Genomic DNA, 18175 nt, shown 5'->3' with positions numbered 1-18175 from the left:
ACCCACGTTTGAAACACGGCCTAGGATCGGGCTGCGGGCCGATGGCTCCGGCGCGGCGTTAGTGCACCCTGAGCCGCGCAGCTGATACGCTGAGTTGGCCGGGGCGTTGGTGCGCAACGCCGCGGGGAGGGGATTGACGGCGATGGTCAAGAAGGTCCTCACCTGGGGAAGCATTGCCTTCCTCATCTTCTTCGTGGCATATAGGCCGCAGTCGGCCGCCGAGGTGTTCAAGTCCATCGGCGGCGGCATCATGGACATCGCCACCGGATTTGGCGACTTCTTCTCCAGCCTGGTTGCCTGACGCCGATGTCCACCGGCGCCGAGCCCCCCGAGAACGACCCGAACTCCCGGCGTTTTCAGGACCGGGACACGGAGCCGATCCCCCGCGCGCGGCCGGAGTTCCTCCCGGATTCCTACAGCGTGCCGACCGACGACGCCGCACCACGGGCCGAATACACCACGGACGGCGACGACTTCATCTCCGAAGCGTATGCGGACCCCCTCACCGACGGTGCGCACGCGCGCGGCTCGAGTGCCCCGCAGTATGACAGCGCCCCGCCGACCTTCTCCCAGGACGAGTTCGCCCGGCTCCAGGGCGGGGAGGCCGCACCGTCGGTCCCGCCCGGCAGCCGCATGGCGCCCCTGGAGGACGAGGCGAGCCGGCACGCCTCGCGCTATCTCTTCCCGACGGAGAAATTCCGCGGTGAATGGAAGCGGCACTGGGTGCAGCTCGCGAAAGAGGGCCTGATCGCGATCAGCGCGACGGTCGCGATGGGTTACATCGCCGGCTGGCTCACCAAGCACGGCCAGGAGCAGCTGCGCACCGCCGTGGTGGTGATCTGGGCGGCCGTGGTCCTGTGGTGCGCGTGGAAGGTCGCCGACTGGTGGTACGACCGCTTCATCCTCACCAACAAGCGGGTCATGGTCGTGTCGGGCATTTTCACGCGAAATGTGGCAATGATGCCGCTGTCGCGGGTCACGGACATGAAATACGTGCAGTCATTGACCGGCCGCATGTTCGGATATGGGCATTTCGAGCTCGAGTCCGCCGGCCAGGATCAGGCGCTGCGCAACATCCGCAACCTGCCCAACCCCAACGAGCTCTATCTGCGCATCGTCGAGGAGATGTACGAGCCGGAGGCGGTCGAGGCGCGCCTGAGCCGACCGGCGGGCGGCGAGGACGACGGCACCTGAGCGGCCCGCCGCTGGGAATTACCTGAGAACCTCGCCAGGGACGCAACCGGACGGACCCTTCATGGCGTCTACGTACGTGGGCGGAGGGGGAGGGGACGGCCGGTGCCGGACGACGTAGGTTTCCGCGAAGAAGACTTCCGTGAGTTCGTCGGGCTCCGCTCCAAGGCGCTGCTGCGCACGGCCTACCTGCTGGCCGGCGACTGGGCGACCGCGGAGGACCTCCTCCAGATCGCGCTGACCAAGACCTTCCTGGCCTGGAAGCGGCTCGGGCACATCGAGGCCGTCGAGCCCTATGCGCGCCGCGTCCTCGTCAACACCGCGACCAGCTGGTGGCGGCGGCGCTGGCACGGCGAGCGCCCCACCGAGATCCTGCCCGAGGGCACCGCCGCCGACCAGATCGAGGAGACCCTCGAGCGCGACGCCATGTGGCGGCACGTGCGCGCCCTGCCCAGCCGGCAGCGGGCCGTGCTCGTGCTGCGCTACTACGAGGACCAGTCCGAGGCCGAGACCGCCCGCCTGCTCGGCGTCTCCGTCGGCACGGTCAAGAGCCAGACCTCCCGCGCCCTGGCGACGCTGCGCGAGAAGCTCGGCGCCGAGGGCGTCCGCCCCAAGACCCAGACCCGGACCCAGCCGGCCCGCCCCCCGACCGACCCCGCCCCCGCCCTGACCGCTGTGAGTGTTCCGGCTCTTGAAGAGCCGGAACAACCTTTTGCCGAGGCTGAGGCGCTTCTACCCGCGGACACCGTGGTCGAAGAGCCGGTGGAAGTCTGACTGGGGACGTGACGATCATGCTGGAAGACGAGCTCCGCGAGACATTCGCGGCCAAGGCGGGCGACCCCCCGCCCGGGTCGCTGTCGTCGCTGGACGGGGTCGCCGACGTCGCCATCCGGGGCGCCGCGCGGGTCCGCCGGCGACGGCGCGCCGCGGTGACCGGGCTGTCCGGGTTCGTCGCCTTCGCCGCCGCGTCGGTCGCGGTCGTGCACACCCTGACCACGGGCACGCCGACCGGCTCGCCGCAGTCACCCGGGCCGGTCGCCCAGGGCAGCCCCGAGCAGCGCCCCTCCGTCGTCGGCACCTCGACCGCCCCGGTCGCCCCGCCGGAGATGCACGAGGTCACCGCGATCGGGCCCAGCGCGCAGGCCGCCACCAAGGTCCGGCTCCAGCTGCCGGCCAAGAGCACCGTCACGGCGGCCTACCAGGCCAAGGACGGCTACCTGGTGGTCAACACCCAGCCCGACGGCGACAAGCAGCTCGTCCTGCAGGACGACAACGAGCAGCAGCAGGTCCTGGTCGACGACGCCACCAACATCACCGTGGCCAAGGACGGCAGCACGGTGGCGTGGGCATCGCAGGGCCAGATGAACGTCGGCACCCGCAGCAACCAGGACAACAAGAAGATCGCCAAGGGCCTCTCGACCGACGTGCCGCCGAACACCGAGCCGGTCACGTTCGTCGGCACCAACCTGGTCATGAGCAACGACGACAAGGGCTTCGACGTCTGGCACACCGAGCGCAAATACAGCCAGACCTGGGACAAGACCGTCGTGCGGGTCTTCGGCGGCACGCCCGACAACCTCGGCGTCTATGCCGAGATCGCGGCGGTGTCCCCGGACACCCAGATGTGCCTGGCCCAGTTGCTGTTCGACCAGCCGTTCAAGATCGCGAAGAAGTTCTGCGGGTTGCCGATGGCGACCAAGGGCGGGGCCCGGATCTCGCCCGACGGGCGCTGGCTGGCCTACCCGGTCGCCGGGGCCGGTCAGGTCGCGATCCTCGACCTGACCACGGTGTTCGACGGTGGCAAGCCAAAGCTGTGGAAGCTCGCCGTCACCGACAAGACCGTCTGGCTCAACGCGAAGACGTTCGTGGTCGACAACGGCAACAAGTTCCTCAAGCTCGACCCGACCGGCAAGGCCGACAATGTCGAGCAGCTGGACCAGGAGAGCGACGGGGTCGTCCTCATCGAGCCGCTCACCGCCCAATAGCGCCTCTATAGGCTGGGAGCGTGCGGATCGATCTTCACGCCCACTCCACGGCGAGCGACGGCACCTCGACACCGGCCGAGCTGGTCGCCGAGGCGGCCACCGCCGGGCTCGACGTCCTCGGGCTGACCGACCACGACACCACTCTCGGCTGGCCGGCCGCGTTCGAGGCCCGGCCGGCCGGGCTCACCCTCGTGCCGGGGGCGGAAATCTCGTGCCGGTGGCACGGTGCTCCGTGGCCGATCGGGCTGCACTTGCTGGCGTACCTGTTCGACCCCACCGACCCGGCACTGTCCACCGAGCTGGCCCGGGTGCGGATGTCCCGCGAGACCCGCGCCGAGCGGATGGTCGAGATGCTCTACGCCGACGGCATCGACATCACCTGGGACGAGGTGCTGCAGGACGCCGCCGGCGGCACCGTCGGCCGCCCGCACCTCGCCCAGGCCCTCATCCGCCGCGGCCTGGTCGGCTCGGTGACCGAGGCGTTCGAGCCACAGTGGCTCGGCCGGCGCTACCGCGTGCCGAAGGAGGACCTCGACGTCTTCGCCGCCCTCCGGCTCGTCCGGGGCGCGGGCGGGGTGCCGGTCTTCGCCCACCCGCGGGCCAGCGTGCGCGGCCCGGTCGTGCCGGACGAACTGATCGTCGAGATGGCCGGCGCCGGGCTGTTCGGGCTGGAGGCCGACCACACCGACCACAGCCCGGGTGAGCAGGCCGAAATGCACGCGCTGGCCGACCGGCTCGGGCTGGTCACGACCGGCAGCAGCGACTACCACGGCAGCAACAAGACCGTGCGGCTCGGCGCCCGCACCACCGCCCCCGATGTGCTGGAGCGCATCGTCGCGGCCGGGCACGGAAGCGACGTGGTGGGGTGAGCACCGAGTACAGCGGCGCCGGCGACCCGCGGCGCAGCATCGACCTGCTGTGGGGGCGGGCGCCGGCCCCGGCCGCCCGGCGCGGGCCGCGGCCCAAGTTCACCGTGCCGGGGATCGTCGCGGTCGCGGTGGCGCTGGCCGACGCCGAGGGGCTGGCCGCCGTGTCGATGCGGCGGGTCGCGGAGCAGCTGGGGGTGACGGCGATGTCGCTGTACACCTACGTGCCGAGCAAGGCCGAACTGCTCGACGTGATGGTCGACGCGGTCAGCGGCGAGGCGGTCCGCGACGACTACGCGGCCCGGGGCTGGCGGGAGCGGCTCGGCGAGGTCGCCCGCAACAACTGGGAGCTGTACCGCCGCCACCCCTGGCTGCTGCAGGTCGCGACCAGCCGGCCGGTGCTGGGGCCGAACACGATCGCGAAGTACGACTTCGAGCTGCGCTCCTTCGAGGGCACCGGCGTGCGCGAGGTCGACAGCGACCTGCTGCTGAGCCTGGTGCTCAACTACGTCACCGGCGCCGTGCGGGCCGCGGTCCTGGCCGACCAGGCCGAGCAGCGCACCGGGCAGAGCGAGACGGAGTGGTGGGCGGCATGGTCGCCACTGCTCGCCGAGGTACTCGACCCGGCCCGCTTCCCGACCGCGGCGCGGGTGGGGCAGGCGGCCGGCGAGGAGTACGGCGCCGGGGACCCCGCGCGTGCCTTCGCCTTCGGGCTGGAGCGGGTGCTGGACGGCATCGCGCTGTTCATGCCGAAGGGCCGCCCCGCGTAGTGCGGGACGGCCCTTCGGGTCTCGCTGTCAGTGCAGGGTCGTGTAGATCGTCTTGGTGAGCGTGCCGTTGGCGTCGTCACCGTCGAGCGACCAGATCATCGCGCCGCCGTAGCCGGCGAGGCGGACGTACAGACCCTTCTGGGCCACGACGATCGGGTCGTCGAACGTCCAGAACGTCGTGCCGTTGAACAACCAGGCGTGGCCGGCCACGAGGTCGTGGTGGACCTTGTAGCCCTGCTGCGGCAGCGTGGCGAGGACCTTGTAGTCCTCGTTGCCCGCCGCCCACGTGCCCGGCGCCGGTCCGGTCGCCGGCTGGAACAGGCCGTTGTTGGCGTTGGTCACGCCGGTCCAGCCCTGGCCGTAGTACGGCACGCCGAGCACGAGCTGCCGCTTGGACGCGCCGCGGTCGGTCCACGCCTTGAGCGAGCTCGCGGCGCTGAAGTCCGGCGTCGTGGGCGCCTTGCGCGGCACGAACAGCGCGGACTGCTGGTTGGTGGTGGTCTCCCAGGTGCCGTGGTAGTCGTAGCCCTGGACCGAGCCGAAGTCGAGGTACTTGAAGATCTTGTTCACCTCGAAGCCGGCGTCGATCTTCGCGGGGGCGGCCGGGAGGAACGCGGTCAGCGTGGCCTTCTTGCCCAGCTGCTTGCGGAACTCCGCGACGAGCTTGGTGAAGTTCTGCTTGTCCTCGGGGCGGATCACGTTGCCGGCGTTGCCCTCGGAGCCGGGCCACTCCCAGTCGAGGTCGAAGCCGTCGAACACGCCGGTCGACATGAACGTGTCGATGCACGACTTCACCAGCGCCTGGCGCGACGCGTCGGTCAGCGCGGCGTCGGAGAAGTTGGCCGACAGCGTCCAGCCGCCCAGCGACATGAGGACCTTGAGGCCGGGGTGCTTGGCCTTGAGCTTCTTGAGCTGGTTGAAGTTGCCGGCGAGCGGCTGGCCCGCCGCGTCGGCGACGCCGTCGACGCTCTCCTGCGCCGAGACCGGGCGCTGGTAGTCGGCCCACGGGTCGGCCGAGACGCACTTGCCGCTCGCGTCGACACCGCCGAAGGCGTAGTTGATGTGCGTCAGACGCGCGGCCTGGCCGCTGGTCTCGAGGTTCTTCACGAAGTACTGGCGGCCGTAGATGCCCCACTGGATGAAGTACCCGACGCGCTTGAACTGGTCCTGGTGCGAGGCGCCGTGGGCGCCCGCCGCCGTCCCGGGCGCGAGGGCCAGCGACGTCGCCGCCAGCGCGGCCGCAACCCCCGCCAGGAGCCTGCGTTTGCCCATAAACCCTCCATCTGTAAGGAAAGTTTGCTGTTCCCTCCGCAACGTAGGGGTGCGCTCCGGCAACGTCAAGACCCAGGTATCCGCTCGATACGGGCCTGGTCCGACAATTCCGGTCGTGGATTTGAAGCTTCTGGGTGAAGTGTTCGTGACTCTCCTCGTCATCCTGGACCCGCCGGGGGCGGTGCCGATCTTCCTCGCCCTCACCGGCCAGATGGAGCGCGCCCATCGCCACCGCGCGGCCCTGCAGGCCGTGCTGCTCGCCCTCGGCGTGATCGTGGCGTTCGCGCTGCTGGGCCGGCAGATCCTCGGCTACCTCCACATCGAGCTGCCGGCCCTGCAGGGCGCCGGCGGCCTGCTGCTGCTCCTGGTCGCCCTGGAACTGCTCACCGGCAAGACCGACGGCCCCCGCCACGAGGTGACCTCCAACGTCGCGCTGGTCCCGCTCGGCACGCCGCTGCTGGCCGGCCCCGGCGCGATCGTCGCCACGATGCTGTTCGTGCGGCGGGCGCACACGTTCTCCGGCTACTCCGCGATCGCGGTGGGGATCATCGCCGTGATGCTTGTCGTGTACCTCGTGCTGCGCTTCTCCGGCGTGCTCGTGCGCCTCCTGCGGCCGAGCGGTATCGAGGTCCTCACCCGCATCGCCGGTCTGCTGGTGGCCGCGATCGCCGTGCAGTTGCTGGCCGACGCGATCGGGGCGTTCGTGACGACGTACCTGCACTCGCCGCATTGAACTTTTGTCGTACCCCGGTGGCAGGATGCTGGGCGTGGAGCAGTTGGGTCTATTCGCGACACCTCGGCGGCTGTTCACCTGCACGCCCAGCAAGCTGGGCAGCTACGAGGACTGTCCGCGCCGCTACCGGTATTCCTACGTCGAGCGGCCCGCGCCGCAGAAGGGGCCGCCGTGGGCGCACAACTCGCTGGGTGCCTCCGTGCACACGGCCCTGAAGAACTGGTATGCCCTCGATCCCGGCCGCCGCACGACCGCGGCGCTGCCGGCGCTGCTCAAGGCGACGTGGGTGCGCGAGGGGTATCGGGACGAAGCACAGGAGCGGGAGGTGTACCGGCGGGCCCTGGACTGGCTTGAGTCCTATGTGGACTCGCTCGACCCGGCCGAGGAGCCGGTGGGGGTGGAGCGGACGGTTGCGGCGCGGACCGAGACCCTTGCGCTGTCGGGGCGGGTGGACCGGATCGATCAGCGCGGCTCCGAGCTGGTCATCGTCGACTACAAGACCGGCCGGGGCGGGGTCTCGGCCGACGACGCCCGGGGGTCGCGGGCGTTGGCCCTCTACGCGATCGCCAGCGCTCGCGTGTTCCGCAAGGCCTGCCGGCGGGTTGAACTGCACCACCTGCCCACCGGCACCGTCGCCGCGCACGAACACACGCCGGAGTCGCTGGAGCGGCACCTCAGGCGGGCGGAGGAGACGGCGGCGGACATCGTGGCGGCCGAGGAGGCACTGGCCGGGGGCGCCGACGCCGACTCGGCGTTCCCGCCGATGGCCGGGCCGATCTGCTCGTGGTGCGACTACCGGAAGGTCTGCCCCGAGGGGTCCTCCGCCGCCGCCAAGGATCCCTGGGCCGCAATCGAATGAAATTGGGCGCGGGATGAGGTTCGGGATCGAGGCCGGCACGCTCGGATTGCTGACCGAGCCCTCCCGCGTCGTGGCGGTGGCCGTCGCGGCCGAACAGGCCGGATGCACGCCGAGGCCGGGGTGACGCTGTGGCTGGAGCACGGTCACGGGCGGAGGGGTCCTACGAGGAGTTGCCGAGATGGTCAGAAACCCAGGGCTATGATCGGGATGCCGCAGATGACCAGGAGTTCCACGTAGCCGATGATCATGGCGGCCAGGGCCATGCGAGCGCCCGGACGCCGCTCGCGGCGAGACTGGGACCAGGCGATGTGCCCCATCAGGATGCCGAACGGCGGGAGCAGGAAAGCGCAGATCAGGGCGCCTATCGCCATCGCGTTGACTCGCACCTGAGAACTATTTCACCTGGTCTGTCACCGCCGGAAGCTCGATACTCCAAGGATACCGGTCAGTAGCTTCGGAGGTCTCGCCACATGGCTCGTCTCGCTCGCACGCCTGGGCTCAGTGATGTACAGCAGTCGATGCTGGAGACCGTGCGGGAGTTCGTCGACAAGGAGATCATCCCGCACGCGCAGCGGCTGGAGCACGAGGACGTCTACCCCGCCGACATCGTGGCGGGCATGCGGGAGATGGGGCTGTTCGGGCTCACGATCGCGGAGGAGTACGGCGGGCTCGGCGAGTCGCTGCTGACCTACGCGCTGGTCGTCGAGGAGCTCTCGCGCGGGTGGATGTCGGTGTCGGGGATCGTCAACACGCACTTCATCGTGGCCTATCTCGTGTCGCAGCACGGCTCCGCGGAGCAGAAGCAGCGGCTGCTGCCCCGGATGGCGACCGGCGAGGTGCGCGGGGCGTTCTCGATGTCCGAGCCGGGCACCGGCTCCGACGTGGCCGCGATCCGCACCAAGGCGGTGGCCGACGGGGACGAGTGGGTGCTCGACGGGCAGAAGATGTGGCTCACCAACGGGGCCTACTCCTCCGTGGTGGCGACGCTGGTCAAGACCGAGCTCGGGGCCGAGTCGGTATACGGGAACATGACCACGTTCCTGCTGGAGAAGGAGCCCGGGTTCGGGGAGAACCTGCTGCTGCCGGGGCTGAGCATCCCCGGGAAGATCGAGAAGATGGGATACAAGGGCGTCGAGACCACCGAGATGATCCTCGACGGGGTCCGGGTCCCCGCCTCGGCGATCCTTGGCGGCGCGGAGCAGGCCGGCCGCGGCTTCTACCAGATGATGGACGGCATCGAGGTCGGGCGGGTCAACGTGGCCGCGCGGGCGTGCGGGATCTCGATCCGGGCGTTCGAGCTCGCGATCGCCTACGCGCAGCAGCGCCAGACCTTCGGCTCGCCGCTCGTCAAGCACCAGGCGATCGCGTTCAAGCTGGCCGAGATGGCCACGAAGATCGAGGCGGCGCACGGGCTCATGGTCAACGCCGCGCGGCTGAAGGACGCCGGGCAGCGCAACGACGTCGAGGCAGGCATGGCGAAGCTGCTGGCCAGCGAGTATTGCGCCGAGGTGGTCCAGGAGGCGTTCCGGATCCACGGCGGTTACGGCTACTCGAAGGAGTACGAGATCGAGCGCCTCATGCGCGAGGCGCCCTTCCTGCTCATCGGCGAGGGCACGTCCGAGATCCAGAAGACCATCATCAGCCGGGGTCTGCTGCGGGATTACGGGGTGCGCTGAGCGCATGCACCGCGCGGACGACCGCGATGCACGTGTTCTCCACGTAGTCGACGCCGGCGGCCTCGGCCAGCGCCCGCCCCTCAGGGCTGACGATGTCCTGCTGCAGCCAGATCGCGGGCGCGCCGATCGCGAGCGCGTCCTTGACCACCGCCGTGGCATCGGCCGACGGGCGAAACACGTTGACCAGGTCCACGGCGAACGGGATATCGGCGAGCGTGCGGTAGACGCGCTCCCCGAAAATCTCGTCGGCGAACGGGTTCACGGGCACGATGCGCCAGCCGTGCCGCTGGATCTGCAGTGGCACGGCATGAGCGGTCTTCGTCCGGTCCCGGGAGGCACCCACGACCGCGATGGTGCGGGCCTCGCGCAGAATCTGTTCGGCAGTGCGCATGCGCCAACGCTAGCTCGCCCGACCACCGGCCCGAGCCGCACGCGATCCGCAACCGTCACTGCCGCCGACGGCCGGAATCACAGCCAGCCGACCAGCCGGGCCCGCAACCACGACCCGCGGCGACGCTACTCACGACCGCCACCAGCCCCACCCAAGCCACACGCAATCCGCAACCATCACCGCCGCCGACGGCCGGAATCACAGCCAGCCGACCAGCCGGGCCCGCAACCAGGACCCTGCGGCGACGCGGCTCACGGCCGCCGCCAGCCCCCACCCAAGCCGCACGCAATCCGCAACCATCACTGCCGCCGACGGCCGGAATCACGACTGGGCGCCCAGCCGTGCGCGCAACCACGACCTGCGGCGACGCGGCTCACGGCCGCCACTAGCCCCACCCGAGCCGCAACCGTCGCTGCGGCTGGCGGGCGGGATCACGGCTGGGCGGGCAGTCCGGTGCGCGACCAGGACCTGCGGCGACGCGGCTGACGGTCGGCTATACCGGATTTATAACCTGTCAGGCGAAAAATCCGACATGTCGTGGCGCGCCAGCGCCCGACATGTCGGCCGCCCGACTCAAGGGTCATGCGGACTGGCGGGACAGCGATCCGCGCAGGCGGGCCAGCTCCTGCGGGGTGCCGATGGCGGGGCGGCGGTCGGGCTGCTCGAGGTACACGTGAATGGAGCGGAACAGGAACCACAGGGAGACGTCCAGCGGGACCGTCTGGCCCGGCTGGAAGCGCTTGAGCGAGCGGCCCCGCACGAGCTCCGGGTGGGCCAGCGTCCACTGCGGACTCTCCGGGCCCGGCTCCAGCGCGGCCCACGGCACGAAGGTGCGGCCGCCGTCCAGTGCTACGCCGGTCGCCGTGATGAGCAGGGGTCCGCTGCGGATCATACGGTGGAGCAGCATGAGCATGGCGCCGCCGTTGAGGATCAGGATCGCCCAGGCCAGGGTCGGCACGATTCGGCCGGAGACCCGCAAACCGTTGAGGGCCATCAGGAGGACGGCGGCGCAGAGCAGGCCGTTGAAGATGCACTGGCGGCGGAACGTGGGATCGGCCCCGAACGCCGGCTCACCCCGGTGGACGGTGAGCCGGAACGTTGACGGGCCGCGGGTGGTCCGGGTGAGCTGGACCAGGCCGACGACGATGCCGAGGGTGGTCAGCGGCTGCAGGACGAGCAGCATCGGCAGGAACGCCTCCGGCTCGCCGGAGAGCAGGACCACACCCGCGGCCGAACCGACGACGACCGGTGGCCCCAGCAGCACCACGTAGTCACCGGCCCGAGCCCCCATGCGGCCGAGCCTAGCCAGCCAACCTGATGATTGGCTGACCGTCCGCTGGCCGGAGCCCAGGTGGGCGGCCGAGGCCGTGACCCGTTACCGGTACTGCGCCTCGCGGACGCTGTTGCCGCCGTCGACGACCAGCATCTGGCCGGTGATGTAGGAAGCGCCGGGCGAGCACAGGAAGGCGATCGTCGCCGCGACCTCCTCCGGCGTGCCGGGGCGCCCCATCGGCGTGCCGAAGCCCTGCTTGAGCTCGACCAGGGTGGACGCGCCGGTGTGGATGATGCCGGGCGCGACCGCGTTGACGGTGATGCCGTCGGCGACCAGTTCCATGGCCAGGGCCCGGGTGAGGCCGACGACCCCGGCCTTGGCCGCGGCGTAGCCGGCCTCGGCGGGCAGGGCGTTGACCGGGCCGGCGGTGGCGGCGAGGTTGACGATGCGGCCCCAGCCGTGCTCGGCCATGCCCCCGACGAAGGCCCGGCTGACCAGGAACGCGGTGGTCAGGTTGCGGTCGATCTCGGCGCGCCACTCCTCGTAGGTCAGCTGCGCGACGGGGCGCAGGACTTCGGGGCTGGCCTTGCTCGCCAGGCCGGCGTTGTTGACCAGGACGTCGACCGGGCCGACCTGGTCGACGATGGCGTCGGCGAGCGCGCCGACCTCGGCCTCGACGGTGAGGTCGGCGACGAATCCGGTCACGCCGAGCTCGCTGGCCCGGTCGTGGATGCGCCGGGTGGTGGAGACGATGGCGACCGTGGCGCCCATCTGCTTGAGCCGGCGGGCCGTGGCGTAGCCGATGCCGTCCGGGCTGCCCGCGCCGGTGACCAGGGCAACCCGCCCGTCGAGCCGGTCGGCGGCGGTCGGCGCCTCCTCGTCGGCGGGCTCGCCGGCGAGTTCGGGGCCGCTGGAGGGGACGGCGCGCAGGGTGCGCCGCGCGGAGGAGGGCCGGCTCGCGTCGCGCCGGCCGCTCTTGCCGGCGGGACCGCTTGAGCGTAGGTCGGGTGCCATACGGCAAATCCTGCCTTCCGGACGCACCGGCGGGCAATCCGACGCGCGTTTTCTCAGTTCGGTGGGGTGAACGCGGTGGTGCGTTTCATCCCCGCGGCCCGTCCCTTGGCCGAGATCACCAGCGCCATCTTGCGGGAGGCCTCGTCGATCATCTCGTCGCCGAGCATGACCGCGCCGAGCTTCCCGCCCTCCTCGGAGGTGTAGTAGTCGTAGGCGTCGAGGATCAGCTCGGCGTGGTCGTAGTCGTCCTGGGCGGGCGAGTACACCTCGTTGGCCGCCTCGACCTGCCCGGGGTGCAGCACCCACTTGCCGTCGAAGCCCAGCGCCGCGCTGCGCCCGGCGACCTCGCGGAACGCGTCGACGTCGCGGATCTGCAGGAACGGGCCGTCGATGGCCTGCAGGTCGTGCATGCGGGCGGCCATGAGGATGCGCATGAGGATGTAGTGGTACGGGTCGCCGGGGTAGCCCGGGATCAGCCCGCCGACGACCAGCGACCTCATGTTGATCGAGGCCATGAAGTCGGCCGGGCCGAAGATGATGGTTTCGACGCGCTTGCTGGCCGCGGCGATCGCGTCGACGTTGACCAGGCCGGCGGCGTTCTCGATCTGCGCCTCGATGCCGATCGCGCCGACCGGCAGGCCGACGGTCTTCTCGATCTGGGTCAGCGTCAGGTCGAGCCACTCGATCTGGCCGGCGCTCTGCACCTTGGGCAGCATGATGCAGTCGAGGTTCTCGCCGGCGCCCTCGACGACCTCGATCACGTCGCGGTACGTCCAGGGCGTGGTCAGGTCGTTGACCCGCACGACGCGGGTCTTGCCGGCCCAGTCCCCCTCGTTGAGGGCGGCCACGATGTTCTTGCGCGCCTCGGGCTTGGCCAGCGGGGCCACGGCGTCCTCCAGGTCGAGAAACACCTGGTCGGCGGGGAGCCCCTGGGCCTTGCCGAGCATCTTCACACTGGAGCCGGGCACGGCAAGGCACGAGCGGCGCGGGCGTCCGAGGGCGGCGGGCATGGCGGAGCTCCTTAGCGACAGTTAAGGGCGGCTACCAAACGGTAACCTCGATGCGTGAGTACACAGAATGCCCCTGTGGGAGATCTCACCGGCCGCACAGTGGTCATCACCGGGGCCAGCTCCGGAATCGGTCTCGCCGCCGCCGTCGACATGGCCCGCCGCGGCGCCGACACGGTCCTCGTGGGCCGCAACCAGTCCCGGCTGGAGGCGGCGACCGAGGCGGTGAAGGAGGCGGCGGGCGGGCGGAGCGTCGCGGCGTACCGCAGCGACTTCGCCAGGCTCGACGACGTCCACGTGCTGGTGGATCACCTCCGCCAGCGATACCAGCACATCGACGTGCTGGCCAACAACGCGGGCGGCGTCGTACGCGGACACCACGTCACCGGCGACGGGTTCGATGCGACGCTGCAGACCAACCACCTCGCCGCGTTCCTGCTCAGCAACCTGCTGCGTGAGCAGCTGCGGGGCGGGCGGATCATCAACACCGCCTCCGGCGCGCACGCGATGGGCGCGCTGGACCCCGGCGACCTGCGGGGCGAGCGCAAGCGCGGGCTGTGGCGGCAGTACGGCTCGGCCAAGCAGGCGAACATCCTGTTCACGGCGGAGGCGGCGCGCCGCTGGCCGGACATCATGTCGGCCTCGTACCACCCCGGCTTCGTCCGCAGCCGGTTCGGCTCCTCGATCGGGGTGAACGTGGCGGCCAAGGTGGCGCTGTTCGCGCGCAGCCCCGAGCGGGGCGCCGACACGCTGGTGTGGCTGGCCGCGACGCCGACGTCGCAGCTGACCTCCGGCGGGTACTACATGGATCGCAAGCCGACGCGGCCCTCCCGGAACAGCGACGACCCGGCGCTGGCCGCCCGGCTGTGGCAGGAGAGCCTCAGCGCCGTGGGTCTCGGGTAGCACCCCGGACCTTGTGCAGGCGGAACGGGCGGCGCGGGATGCGCGTCGCCGGCGTGGGGCGGGGCGGGGCGGACTGGTCGTCATCGGGCAGTTCGGCCGTCCCGCCGCTCGGCGTGAGGCGGCTGACCACGCAGCGCTCGGCCCAGCGGCGGGCCAGGTCCTCGGCCCCGCCGGCGCCGTTGAGCCGCTTGCCGGCCAGCTGCGGCACGAGCTCGGCCCACGCCTCGTCGGCGGGTGCGACCCGGGTGACCTCCGCGGGGAAGGTGACGATCCGCCCGCCGTGGTCGCCGCGCAGGCTGACCTCGGCGCTCGCGGCCTCGGCCAGGCCCGGCGCGGCCTGCTCGCCCTCGCCGCTGACGACCAGCAGCGCGCCACCGAGCCAGGCGCACCACAGCAGCGTCGCCGGGCGGCCGCCGACGGAGACCCAGGCGACCGCGGCCTTCTTCGCCGCCTCTTCGACCAGCGCGTCCATGGTCGCAATCCAATCACGCCGGGATCGGCTCGCGCGGTGCGTCGTCGCGGAACTCGGTGGAGGTGTACCGCATGGCGGTCAGCCCCGGGGGCAGATCCCCCGCGGCTGAGTCTCCCGCCGGCCACCCGCCCTTGCGCAGCAGCGCCGCCAGGAACTGCTCCGGGTCGGCGGCCTTCGCCCAGACCGACGGCAGGAACGTCGAGCGCCGGACGCCGTCGAGCAGAATCAGCCCGTCGACGCCGGGGCGCAGCTCGGCCACCAGCTTCGCGCGGCCGTCGACGGGGATCGGCTCGGGCCGGCTCAGCACCGAGACCTTGACATCCAGCGCCGGCCAGTCGTCGGCGGTGACCGGGGGCAGCCGCGGGTCGTGCATGGCCCGGACCGCGTTCTGCACCACGTCGCGGTGCAGCGGCCGGACCGGCTCCAGGCTGCCGACGCAGCCGCGCAGCTCGCCGCCGCGCTCCAGGGTCACGAACGAGGCGCCGTTGTGCAGCAGCCGGCTGCCGGGCGGGATCTGCGCGCTCAGGCGGTCGCCCGTGAGCCGTGCGTGGATCGCGTCCGCCGCCAGGCGGGCGAGATGTCGGCCATCCGTCAGCGACAGCGTCGCCGTCACGGTCACCCGACCAGCATAGGAGCCCCGGCCATCAGCGGGGGCCCGACCAGCACCGCAAGGTCAGGGGCCCAGTAGTCAAACAGGCAGCCTCTCAGGTCCTCCGAGCGGTCCGCCCGGCCACCCGAGGCGTGCATTGTCGGATCAACGACAGTGCACGGCATGCCGACGGCCCGGACGCTGCCGGGCATCGCCATGCTGCTGGCCGGCGTCGCGGTGGTCGTGCACGGCGGCCGCCGTCAGCCCACGAAGGGCGGCACGATCATCTCGCCGGAGGCGATCGGCACCGCGTGACCCGCCACCGTCGCGGAGACGGCCACGCCGCCGGAGGCCGTCACACTGCAGTGCAGGGCCGAAGGGCGGTGCATCTCAAGACCCTGGGCGATCTCGTACCGCGTGAGCCCGTCGCCCGCCGCGAGCCCGCTGCTGACCAGCCAGACCCCGAAGCCGAGCGCGGCCGAGCCGGTCGCCGGATCCTCGGCGACCCCGACGTCGGGCACCAGCACCCGCACGTGCGCGAGGCGCCGCTCGGCATCCCAGTGAAAGACGCTGAGGTTGTCCACCGGGCGCAGCAGCCGCAGCCGGGCCACCGCCTCCTCGGTCACCGACAGGAACGTGAACTCCAGCCCGCAGCCGGCCCTGCGCGGCGCCGGCCCCACGTAGTCGGCCCTGGTCAGCCCGATCGACTCCAGCAGCGGCCCCGGGTCGAGCTCGGGTCCGGCGGTCGGCTCGCCGCCGGTGACCGTCGCCGCGCCGTGCACGTCGTCGACCTGGACCGCGATCAGCCCGGCGCCGCACTCCTGCACCACGTCCGGGCCCTTGACCACGCCGTCGCGCACCAGCGTCACGGCACAGCCGACGGTCGGATGCCCGGCGAAGGGCAGCTCGGTGCCCGGCGTGAAGATCCGGGCACGGTACGTCGCCTGCGGGGTCGTCGGCGGCAGTACGAAGATCGTCTCGGAGAGGTTGAACTCCCGCGCGATCGCCTGCATCTGCTCGGCGGCCAGGGCTTCCGCGTCGAAGACGATCGCCAGCGGGTTCCCGGTGAAGGGGCGGTCGGTGAAGACGTCGACGATGCTGTACCGCAGCGTGCTCATATCGGCAGCCTAAGTCCCGCAACGCCGCCACGTTCGGTCCAACGCTGACGCCGTGGCCTCCTTCAGTAGGCTTAAGACTCGTGAGTACTGCGCCGCGGGTCTACATCGCGCGCCTCGCGGGCCTGAGCGTGTTCGATCCGAACGGCGACCAGGTCGGCCGGGTGCGGGACGCTGTCGCGCGGGCGCGGACCGGCAACCAGCCGCCCCGGGTGGTCGGGCTGGTCGCCGAGATGCCGATGCGCCGGCGCATCTTCCTGCCGATCGGGCGCATCACGGCCATCGAACCCGACGCCGTGGTGCTCAACACCGGCACGCTCAACCTGCGCCGCTTCGAGAAGCGCCCGGGCGAGCTGCTGGTGCTGGAGGACTTCTTGGACCGCCACGTGACCGTCTCCGCGACGGGGCGCACCGGCGCGGTCGTCGACGTGGCCATGGACGCCGGACGGACTGGCGAGTGGTCGCTCTCCCGCGTCGCCGTGCGCGAGTTCACCGGCCGGCTCACCCGCCGCGGCCACCTCAACCAGCTCGAGTGGGGCGAGGTCAGCGGCCTGACCGGCGAGCCGGAGACCCAGGGCACCGCCGGCCTGCTCGCGGTGCTGGACAACATGCGCCCGGCCGACCTCGCCAACGTCCTGCAGGATCTCTCCGAGACCCGGCGCGTCGAGGTCGCCTCCGCCCTGGACGACGAGCGCCTCGCCGACGTGCTCGAGGAGCTCCCCGAGCACGACCAGCTGGAGATCATCACGGCCCTGGAGCCGCAGCGCGCCGCCGACGTCCTGGAGGAGATGGACCCGGACGACGCCGCCGACCTGCTCGCCGAGATGCCCAAGCCCGAGCAGGAGGTTCTGCTCGACCTCATGGAGCCCGACGAGGCCTCCCCGGTGCGGGCGCTGCTGGAGTACGCGCAGGGCACCGCCGGCTCCGTCATGACCTCGGAGCCGATCGTCATGGCTCCCGACGCGACCGTCGCCGAGGCGCTCGCCCGCATCCGCGAGCCCCAGCTCTCCCCCGCGGTCGCCGCCGGCGTCTTCGTCACCCGCCCGCCGATGGCCACGCCCACCGGGCGCTACCTCGGGGTCGTGCACTTCCAGCGCCTCCTGCGCGAGCCGCCGTCCGCCCTGCTGGGTGGTGTGGTCGACAACGACATCGACCCGCTCGAGCCGGACACGACACTGGCCGAGATCACTCGCCGCATGGCGACCTACAACCTGGTGGTGATGCCCGTGGTCGACGACACCGACAAGCTGGTCGGCGCGGTCACCGTCGACGACGTGCTCGACCACCTGCTGCCGGAGGACTGGCGCGATCGCGACAACGGCGAGCCCCTGACCATCTCCGCCCCCGAGGCCGGCGTCTCCGGGCACAGCGGCGGTGCCCGTGGCTGAGCGGCGCCGTCTCGACCAGCCCCGGTCCACCCGGATCTCGCTGCCCCGGTTCGACCCGGAGGCGTTCGGCCAGTGGTCGGAGGGGATCGCGCGGTTCATGGGGACCGCGAAGTTCCTCGTGTACATGACGATCGTGATCCTGGCCTGGATCGCGTGGAACACTCTCACGCCGCGCAGCTGGCAGTTCGACCCCTACACGTTCACCTTCCTCACGTTGATCCTCTCCCTCCAGGCCTCGTACGCCGCGCCCCTCATCCTGCTCGCGCAGAACCGGCAGGCCGACCGGGACCGCCTCGCCTCCGAGGAGGACCGGCGTCGCGCTGCCGCGCAGAAGGCCGACACCGAGTACCTCGCGCGGGAGATCGCGGCTCTGCGGATCGCCCTGGGCGAGGTGGCGACGCGGGACTTCCTGCGCTCGGAGCTGGCCCGGGTCGCGGAGGAGCTGGACGAGGCGGCCGACCGGCGGGCGAAGGTGGAGCGCAAGAAGGTCCGCAAGGCGTTGGGCTCGCTGGCCGATCCCCTGTCCCCCCTGGACGAACCGGACGACACCGTCGACTCCGACGAACCCCAACGCCGCAACCGTTAGCTCCGCCACCGGCTTCTGCCCACTCCGCAGCGGACTACTCGTCTGCCGCGCAGTGGTCAGGCGCCTCGCCACGCGGTTGCCGTCG

22 protein-coding genes are annotated in these 18175 nt (G+C 71.3%); 13 read left to right on the top strand and 9 right to left on the bottom strand.

Going from position 1 to position 18175, the window contains the following annotated elements:
• Window positions 1–142 precede the first annotated feature (142 nt).
• The 6 genes from ACQPY0_RS04940 to ACQPY0_RS04915 all read left to right on the top strand — a co-directional run bounded on the left by ACQPY0_RS04940 (window position 143) and on the right by ACQPY0_RS04915 (window position 4812).
• The gene (locus ACQPY0_RS04940; RefSeq protein WP_203853873.1) at window positions 143–301 is read left to right on the top strand and encodes a hypothetical protein; all 159 of its coding nucleotides are present in this window, start codon (window positions 143–145) and stop codon (window positions 299–301) included.
• A 5-nt stretch (window positions 302–306) separates the two neighbouring features.
• Entirely contained in the window at window positions 307–1194 is an 888-nt protein-coding gene (locus tag ACQPY0_RS04935; protein ID WP_432985310.1) for a PH domain-containing protein, read from the top strand.
• 102 nt (window positions 1195–1296) lie between these two features.
• Window positions 1297–1965 carry a SigE family RNA polymerase sigma factor gene (locus ACQPY0_RS04930; RefSeq protein ID WP_432985307.1) on the top strand — a complete coding sequence of 223 codons (669 nt, stop codon included), beginning with the start codon at window positions 1297–1299 and terminating at the stop codon, window positions 1963–1965.
• Window positions 1966–1982: 17 nt separating this feature from the next.
• Window positions 1983–3176, top strand: a complete 1194-nt coding sequence (locus ACQPY0_RS04925; protein ID WP_432985304.1) for a hypothetical protein — start codon at window positions 1983–1985, stop codon at window positions 3174–3176.
• A 20-nt stretch (window positions 3177–3196) separates the two neighbouring features.
• Window positions 3197–4045: a PHP domain-containing protein gene (locus ACQPY0_RS04920; RefSeq protein ID WP_432985301.1), complete on the top strand. Its 849-nt coding sequence runs from the start codon at window positions 3197–3199 to the stop codon at window positions 4043–4045.
• Window positions 4042–4812 (top strand): TetR/AcrR family transcriptional regulator, encoded by a 771-nt coding sequence (locus ACQPY0_RS04915; RefSeq protein WP_432985298.1) that lies wholly within the window; start codon window positions 4042–4044, stop codon window positions 4810–4812. Before ACQPY0_RS04920 ends, ACQPY0_RS04915 begins: the two co-directional genes overlap by 4 nt.
• Before the next feature lie 27 nt (window positions 4813–4839).
• Here the strand turns inward: ACQPY0_RS04915 and ACQPY0_RS04910 are convergent, their stop codons facing one another.
• Entirely contained in the window at window positions 4840–6084 is a 1245-nt protein-coding gene (locus tag ACQPY0_RS04910) for a glycoside hydrolase family 18 protein (protein ID WP_432985295.1), read from the bottom strand.
• Window positions 6085–6199: 115 nt separating this feature from the next.
• Between ACQPY0_RS04910 and ACQPY0_RS04905 the strand changes: the two genes are divergently transcribed.
• Together ACQPY0_RS04905 and ACQPY0_RS04900 are read left to right on the top strand one after the other, a co-directional pair.
• A complete protein-coding gene (locus ACQPY0_RS04905; RefSeq protein ID WP_432985292.1) occupies window positions 6200–6817 on the top strand; it encodes a MarC family protein in 618 nt (205 codons plus the stop codon).
• A gap of 25 nt (window positions 6818–6842) precedes the next feature.
• Window positions 6843–7676: a RecB family exonuclease gene (locus tag ACQPY0_RS04900; protein WP_432985289.1), complete on the top strand. Its 834-nt coding sequence runs from the start codon at window positions 6843–6845 to the stop codon at window positions 7674–7676.
• A gap of 182 nt (window positions 7677–7858) precedes the next feature.
• Here ACQPY0_RS04900 and ACQPY0_RS04895 read toward each other — a convergent pair whose 3' ends face one another.
• The gene (locus ACQPY0_RS04895; protein ID WP_432985286.1) at window positions 7859–8062 is read right to left on the bottom strand and encodes a DUF4190 domain-containing protein; all 204 of its coding nucleotides are present in this window, start codon (window positions 8060–8062) and stop codon (window positions 7859–7861) included.
• Between the two features lie 84 nt (window positions 8063–8146).
• On the opposite strand from ACQPY0_RS04895, the gene ACQPY0_RS04890 reads away from it, so the two are divergent.
• A complete protein-coding gene (locus ACQPY0_RS04890) occupies window positions 8147–9352 on the top strand; it encodes an acyl-CoA dehydrogenase family protein (RefSeq protein WP_432985283.1) in 1206 nt (401 codons plus the stop codon).
• On the opposite strand, the gene ACQPY0_RS04885 is transcribed toward ACQPY0_RS04890, so the two are convergent.
• The 4 genes from ACQPY0_RS04885 to ACQPY0_RS04870 all read right to left on the bottom strand — a co-directional run bounded on the left by ACQPY0_RS04885 (window position 9315) and on the right by ACQPY0_RS04870 (window position 13040).
• Window positions 9315–9743 carry a CoA-binding protein gene (locus ACQPY0_RS04885; protein ID WP_432985280.1) on the bottom strand — a complete coding sequence of 143 codons (429 nt, stop codon included), beginning with the start codon at window positions 9741–9743 and terminating at the stop codon, window positions 9315–9317. The two genes, ACQPY0_RS04890 and ACQPY0_RS04885, sit on opposite strands and share 38 nt — an antisense overlap.
• 580 nt (window positions 9744–10323) lie before the next feature.
• Window positions 10324–11034 carry a hypothetical protein gene (locus ACQPY0_RS04880; protein WP_432985277.1) on the bottom strand — a complete coding sequence of 237 codons (711 nt, stop codon included), beginning with the start codon at window positions 11032–11034 and terminating at the stop codon, window positions 10324–10326.
• 84 nt (window positions 11035–11118) lie between these two features.
• Entirely contained in the window at window positions 11119–12030 is a 912-nt protein-coding gene (locus tag ACQPY0_RS04875; protein WP_432985274.1) for an SDR family NAD(P)-dependent oxidoreductase, read from the bottom strand.
• Window positions 12031–12083: 53 nt separating this feature from the next.
• Window positions 12084–13040: an HpcH/HpaI aldolase/citrate lyase family protein gene (locus tag ACQPY0_RS04870; RefSeq protein ID WP_432985271.1), complete on the bottom strand. Its 957-nt coding sequence runs from the start codon at window positions 13038–13040 to the stop codon at window positions 12084–12086.
• Between the two features lie 75 nt (window positions 13041–13115).
• Between ACQPY0_RS04870 and ACQPY0_RS04865 the strand changes: the two genes are divergently transcribed.
• On the top strand, window positions 13116–13940 hold the full coding sequence (locus tag ACQPY0_RS04865) for an SDR family NAD(P)-dependent oxidoreductase (RefSeq protein ID WP_432985268.1): 825 nt from the start codon (window positions 13116–13118) through the stop codon (window positions 13938–13940).
• On the opposite strand, the gene ACQPY0_RS04860 is transcribed toward ACQPY0_RS04865, so the two are convergent.
• Window positions 13918–14412, bottom strand: a complete 495-nt coding sequence (locus ACQPY0_RS04860) for a hypothetical protein (RefSeq protein WP_432985265.1) — start codon at window positions 14410–14412, stop codon at window positions 13918–13920. The two genes, ACQPY0_RS04865 and ACQPY0_RS04860, sit on opposite strands and share 23 nt — an antisense overlap.
• A gap of 13 nt (window positions 14413–14425) precedes the next feature.
• Complete coding sequence (amrA, locus tag ACQPY0_RS04855; protein ID WP_432985262.1) at window positions 14426–15031, bottom strand: AmmeMemoRadiSam system protein A; 606 nt, start codon at window positions 15029–15031, stop codon at window positions 14426–14428.
• 153 nt (window positions 15032–15184) lie between these two features.
• On the opposite strand from amrA, the gene ACQPY0_RS04850 reads away from it, so the two are divergent.
• The gene (locus tag ACQPY0_RS04850; RefSeq protein ID WP_432985259.1) at window positions 15185–15316 is read left to right on the top strand and encodes a hypothetical protein; all 132 of its coding nucleotides are present in this window, start codon (window positions 15185–15187) and stop codon (window positions 15314–15316) included.
• On the opposite strand, the gene ACQPY0_RS04845 is transcribed toward ACQPY0_RS04850, so the two are convergent.
• Complete coding sequence (locus tag ACQPY0_RS04845) at window positions 15262–16119, bottom strand: PhzF family phenazine biosynthesis protein (RefSeq protein ID WP_432985256.1); 858 nt, start codon at window positions 16117–16119, stop codon at window positions 15262–15264. The two genes, ACQPY0_RS04850 and ACQPY0_RS04845, sit on opposite strands and share 55 nt — an antisense overlap.
• Before the next feature lie 80 nt (window positions 16120–16199).
• On the opposite strand from ACQPY0_RS04845, the gene ACQPY0_RS04840 reads away from it, so the two are divergent.
• Together ACQPY0_RS04840 and ACQPY0_RS04835 are read left to right on the top strand one after the other, a co-directional pair.
• Complete coding sequence (locus ACQPY0_RS04840) at window positions 16200–17504, top strand: magnesium transporter MgtE N-terminal domain-containing protein (RefSeq protein WP_432985253.1); 1305 nt, start codon at window positions 16200–16202, stop codon at window positions 17502–17504.
• Window positions 17497–18090, top strand: coding sequence for a DUF1003 domain-containing protein (locus tag ACQPY0_RS04835; protein WP_432985250.1), 594 nt, complete (start codon window positions 17497–17499; stop codon window positions 18088–18090). The genes ACQPY0_RS04840 and ACQPY0_RS04835 overlap by 8 nt, the downstream gene beginning before the upstream one ends.
• The last annotated feature ends 85 nt before the right edge of the window (window positions 18091–18175 follow it).

The organism is Dactylosporangium sp. CA-233914 (assembly GCF_050942935.1).
Classification (GTDB): Bacteria; Actinomycetota; Actinomycetes; order Mycobacteriales; family Micromonosporaceae; genus Dactylosporangium.
Note: the sequence above shows the minus strand (reverse complement) of the source record. Positions and strands in the feature narration are given on the sequence as shown.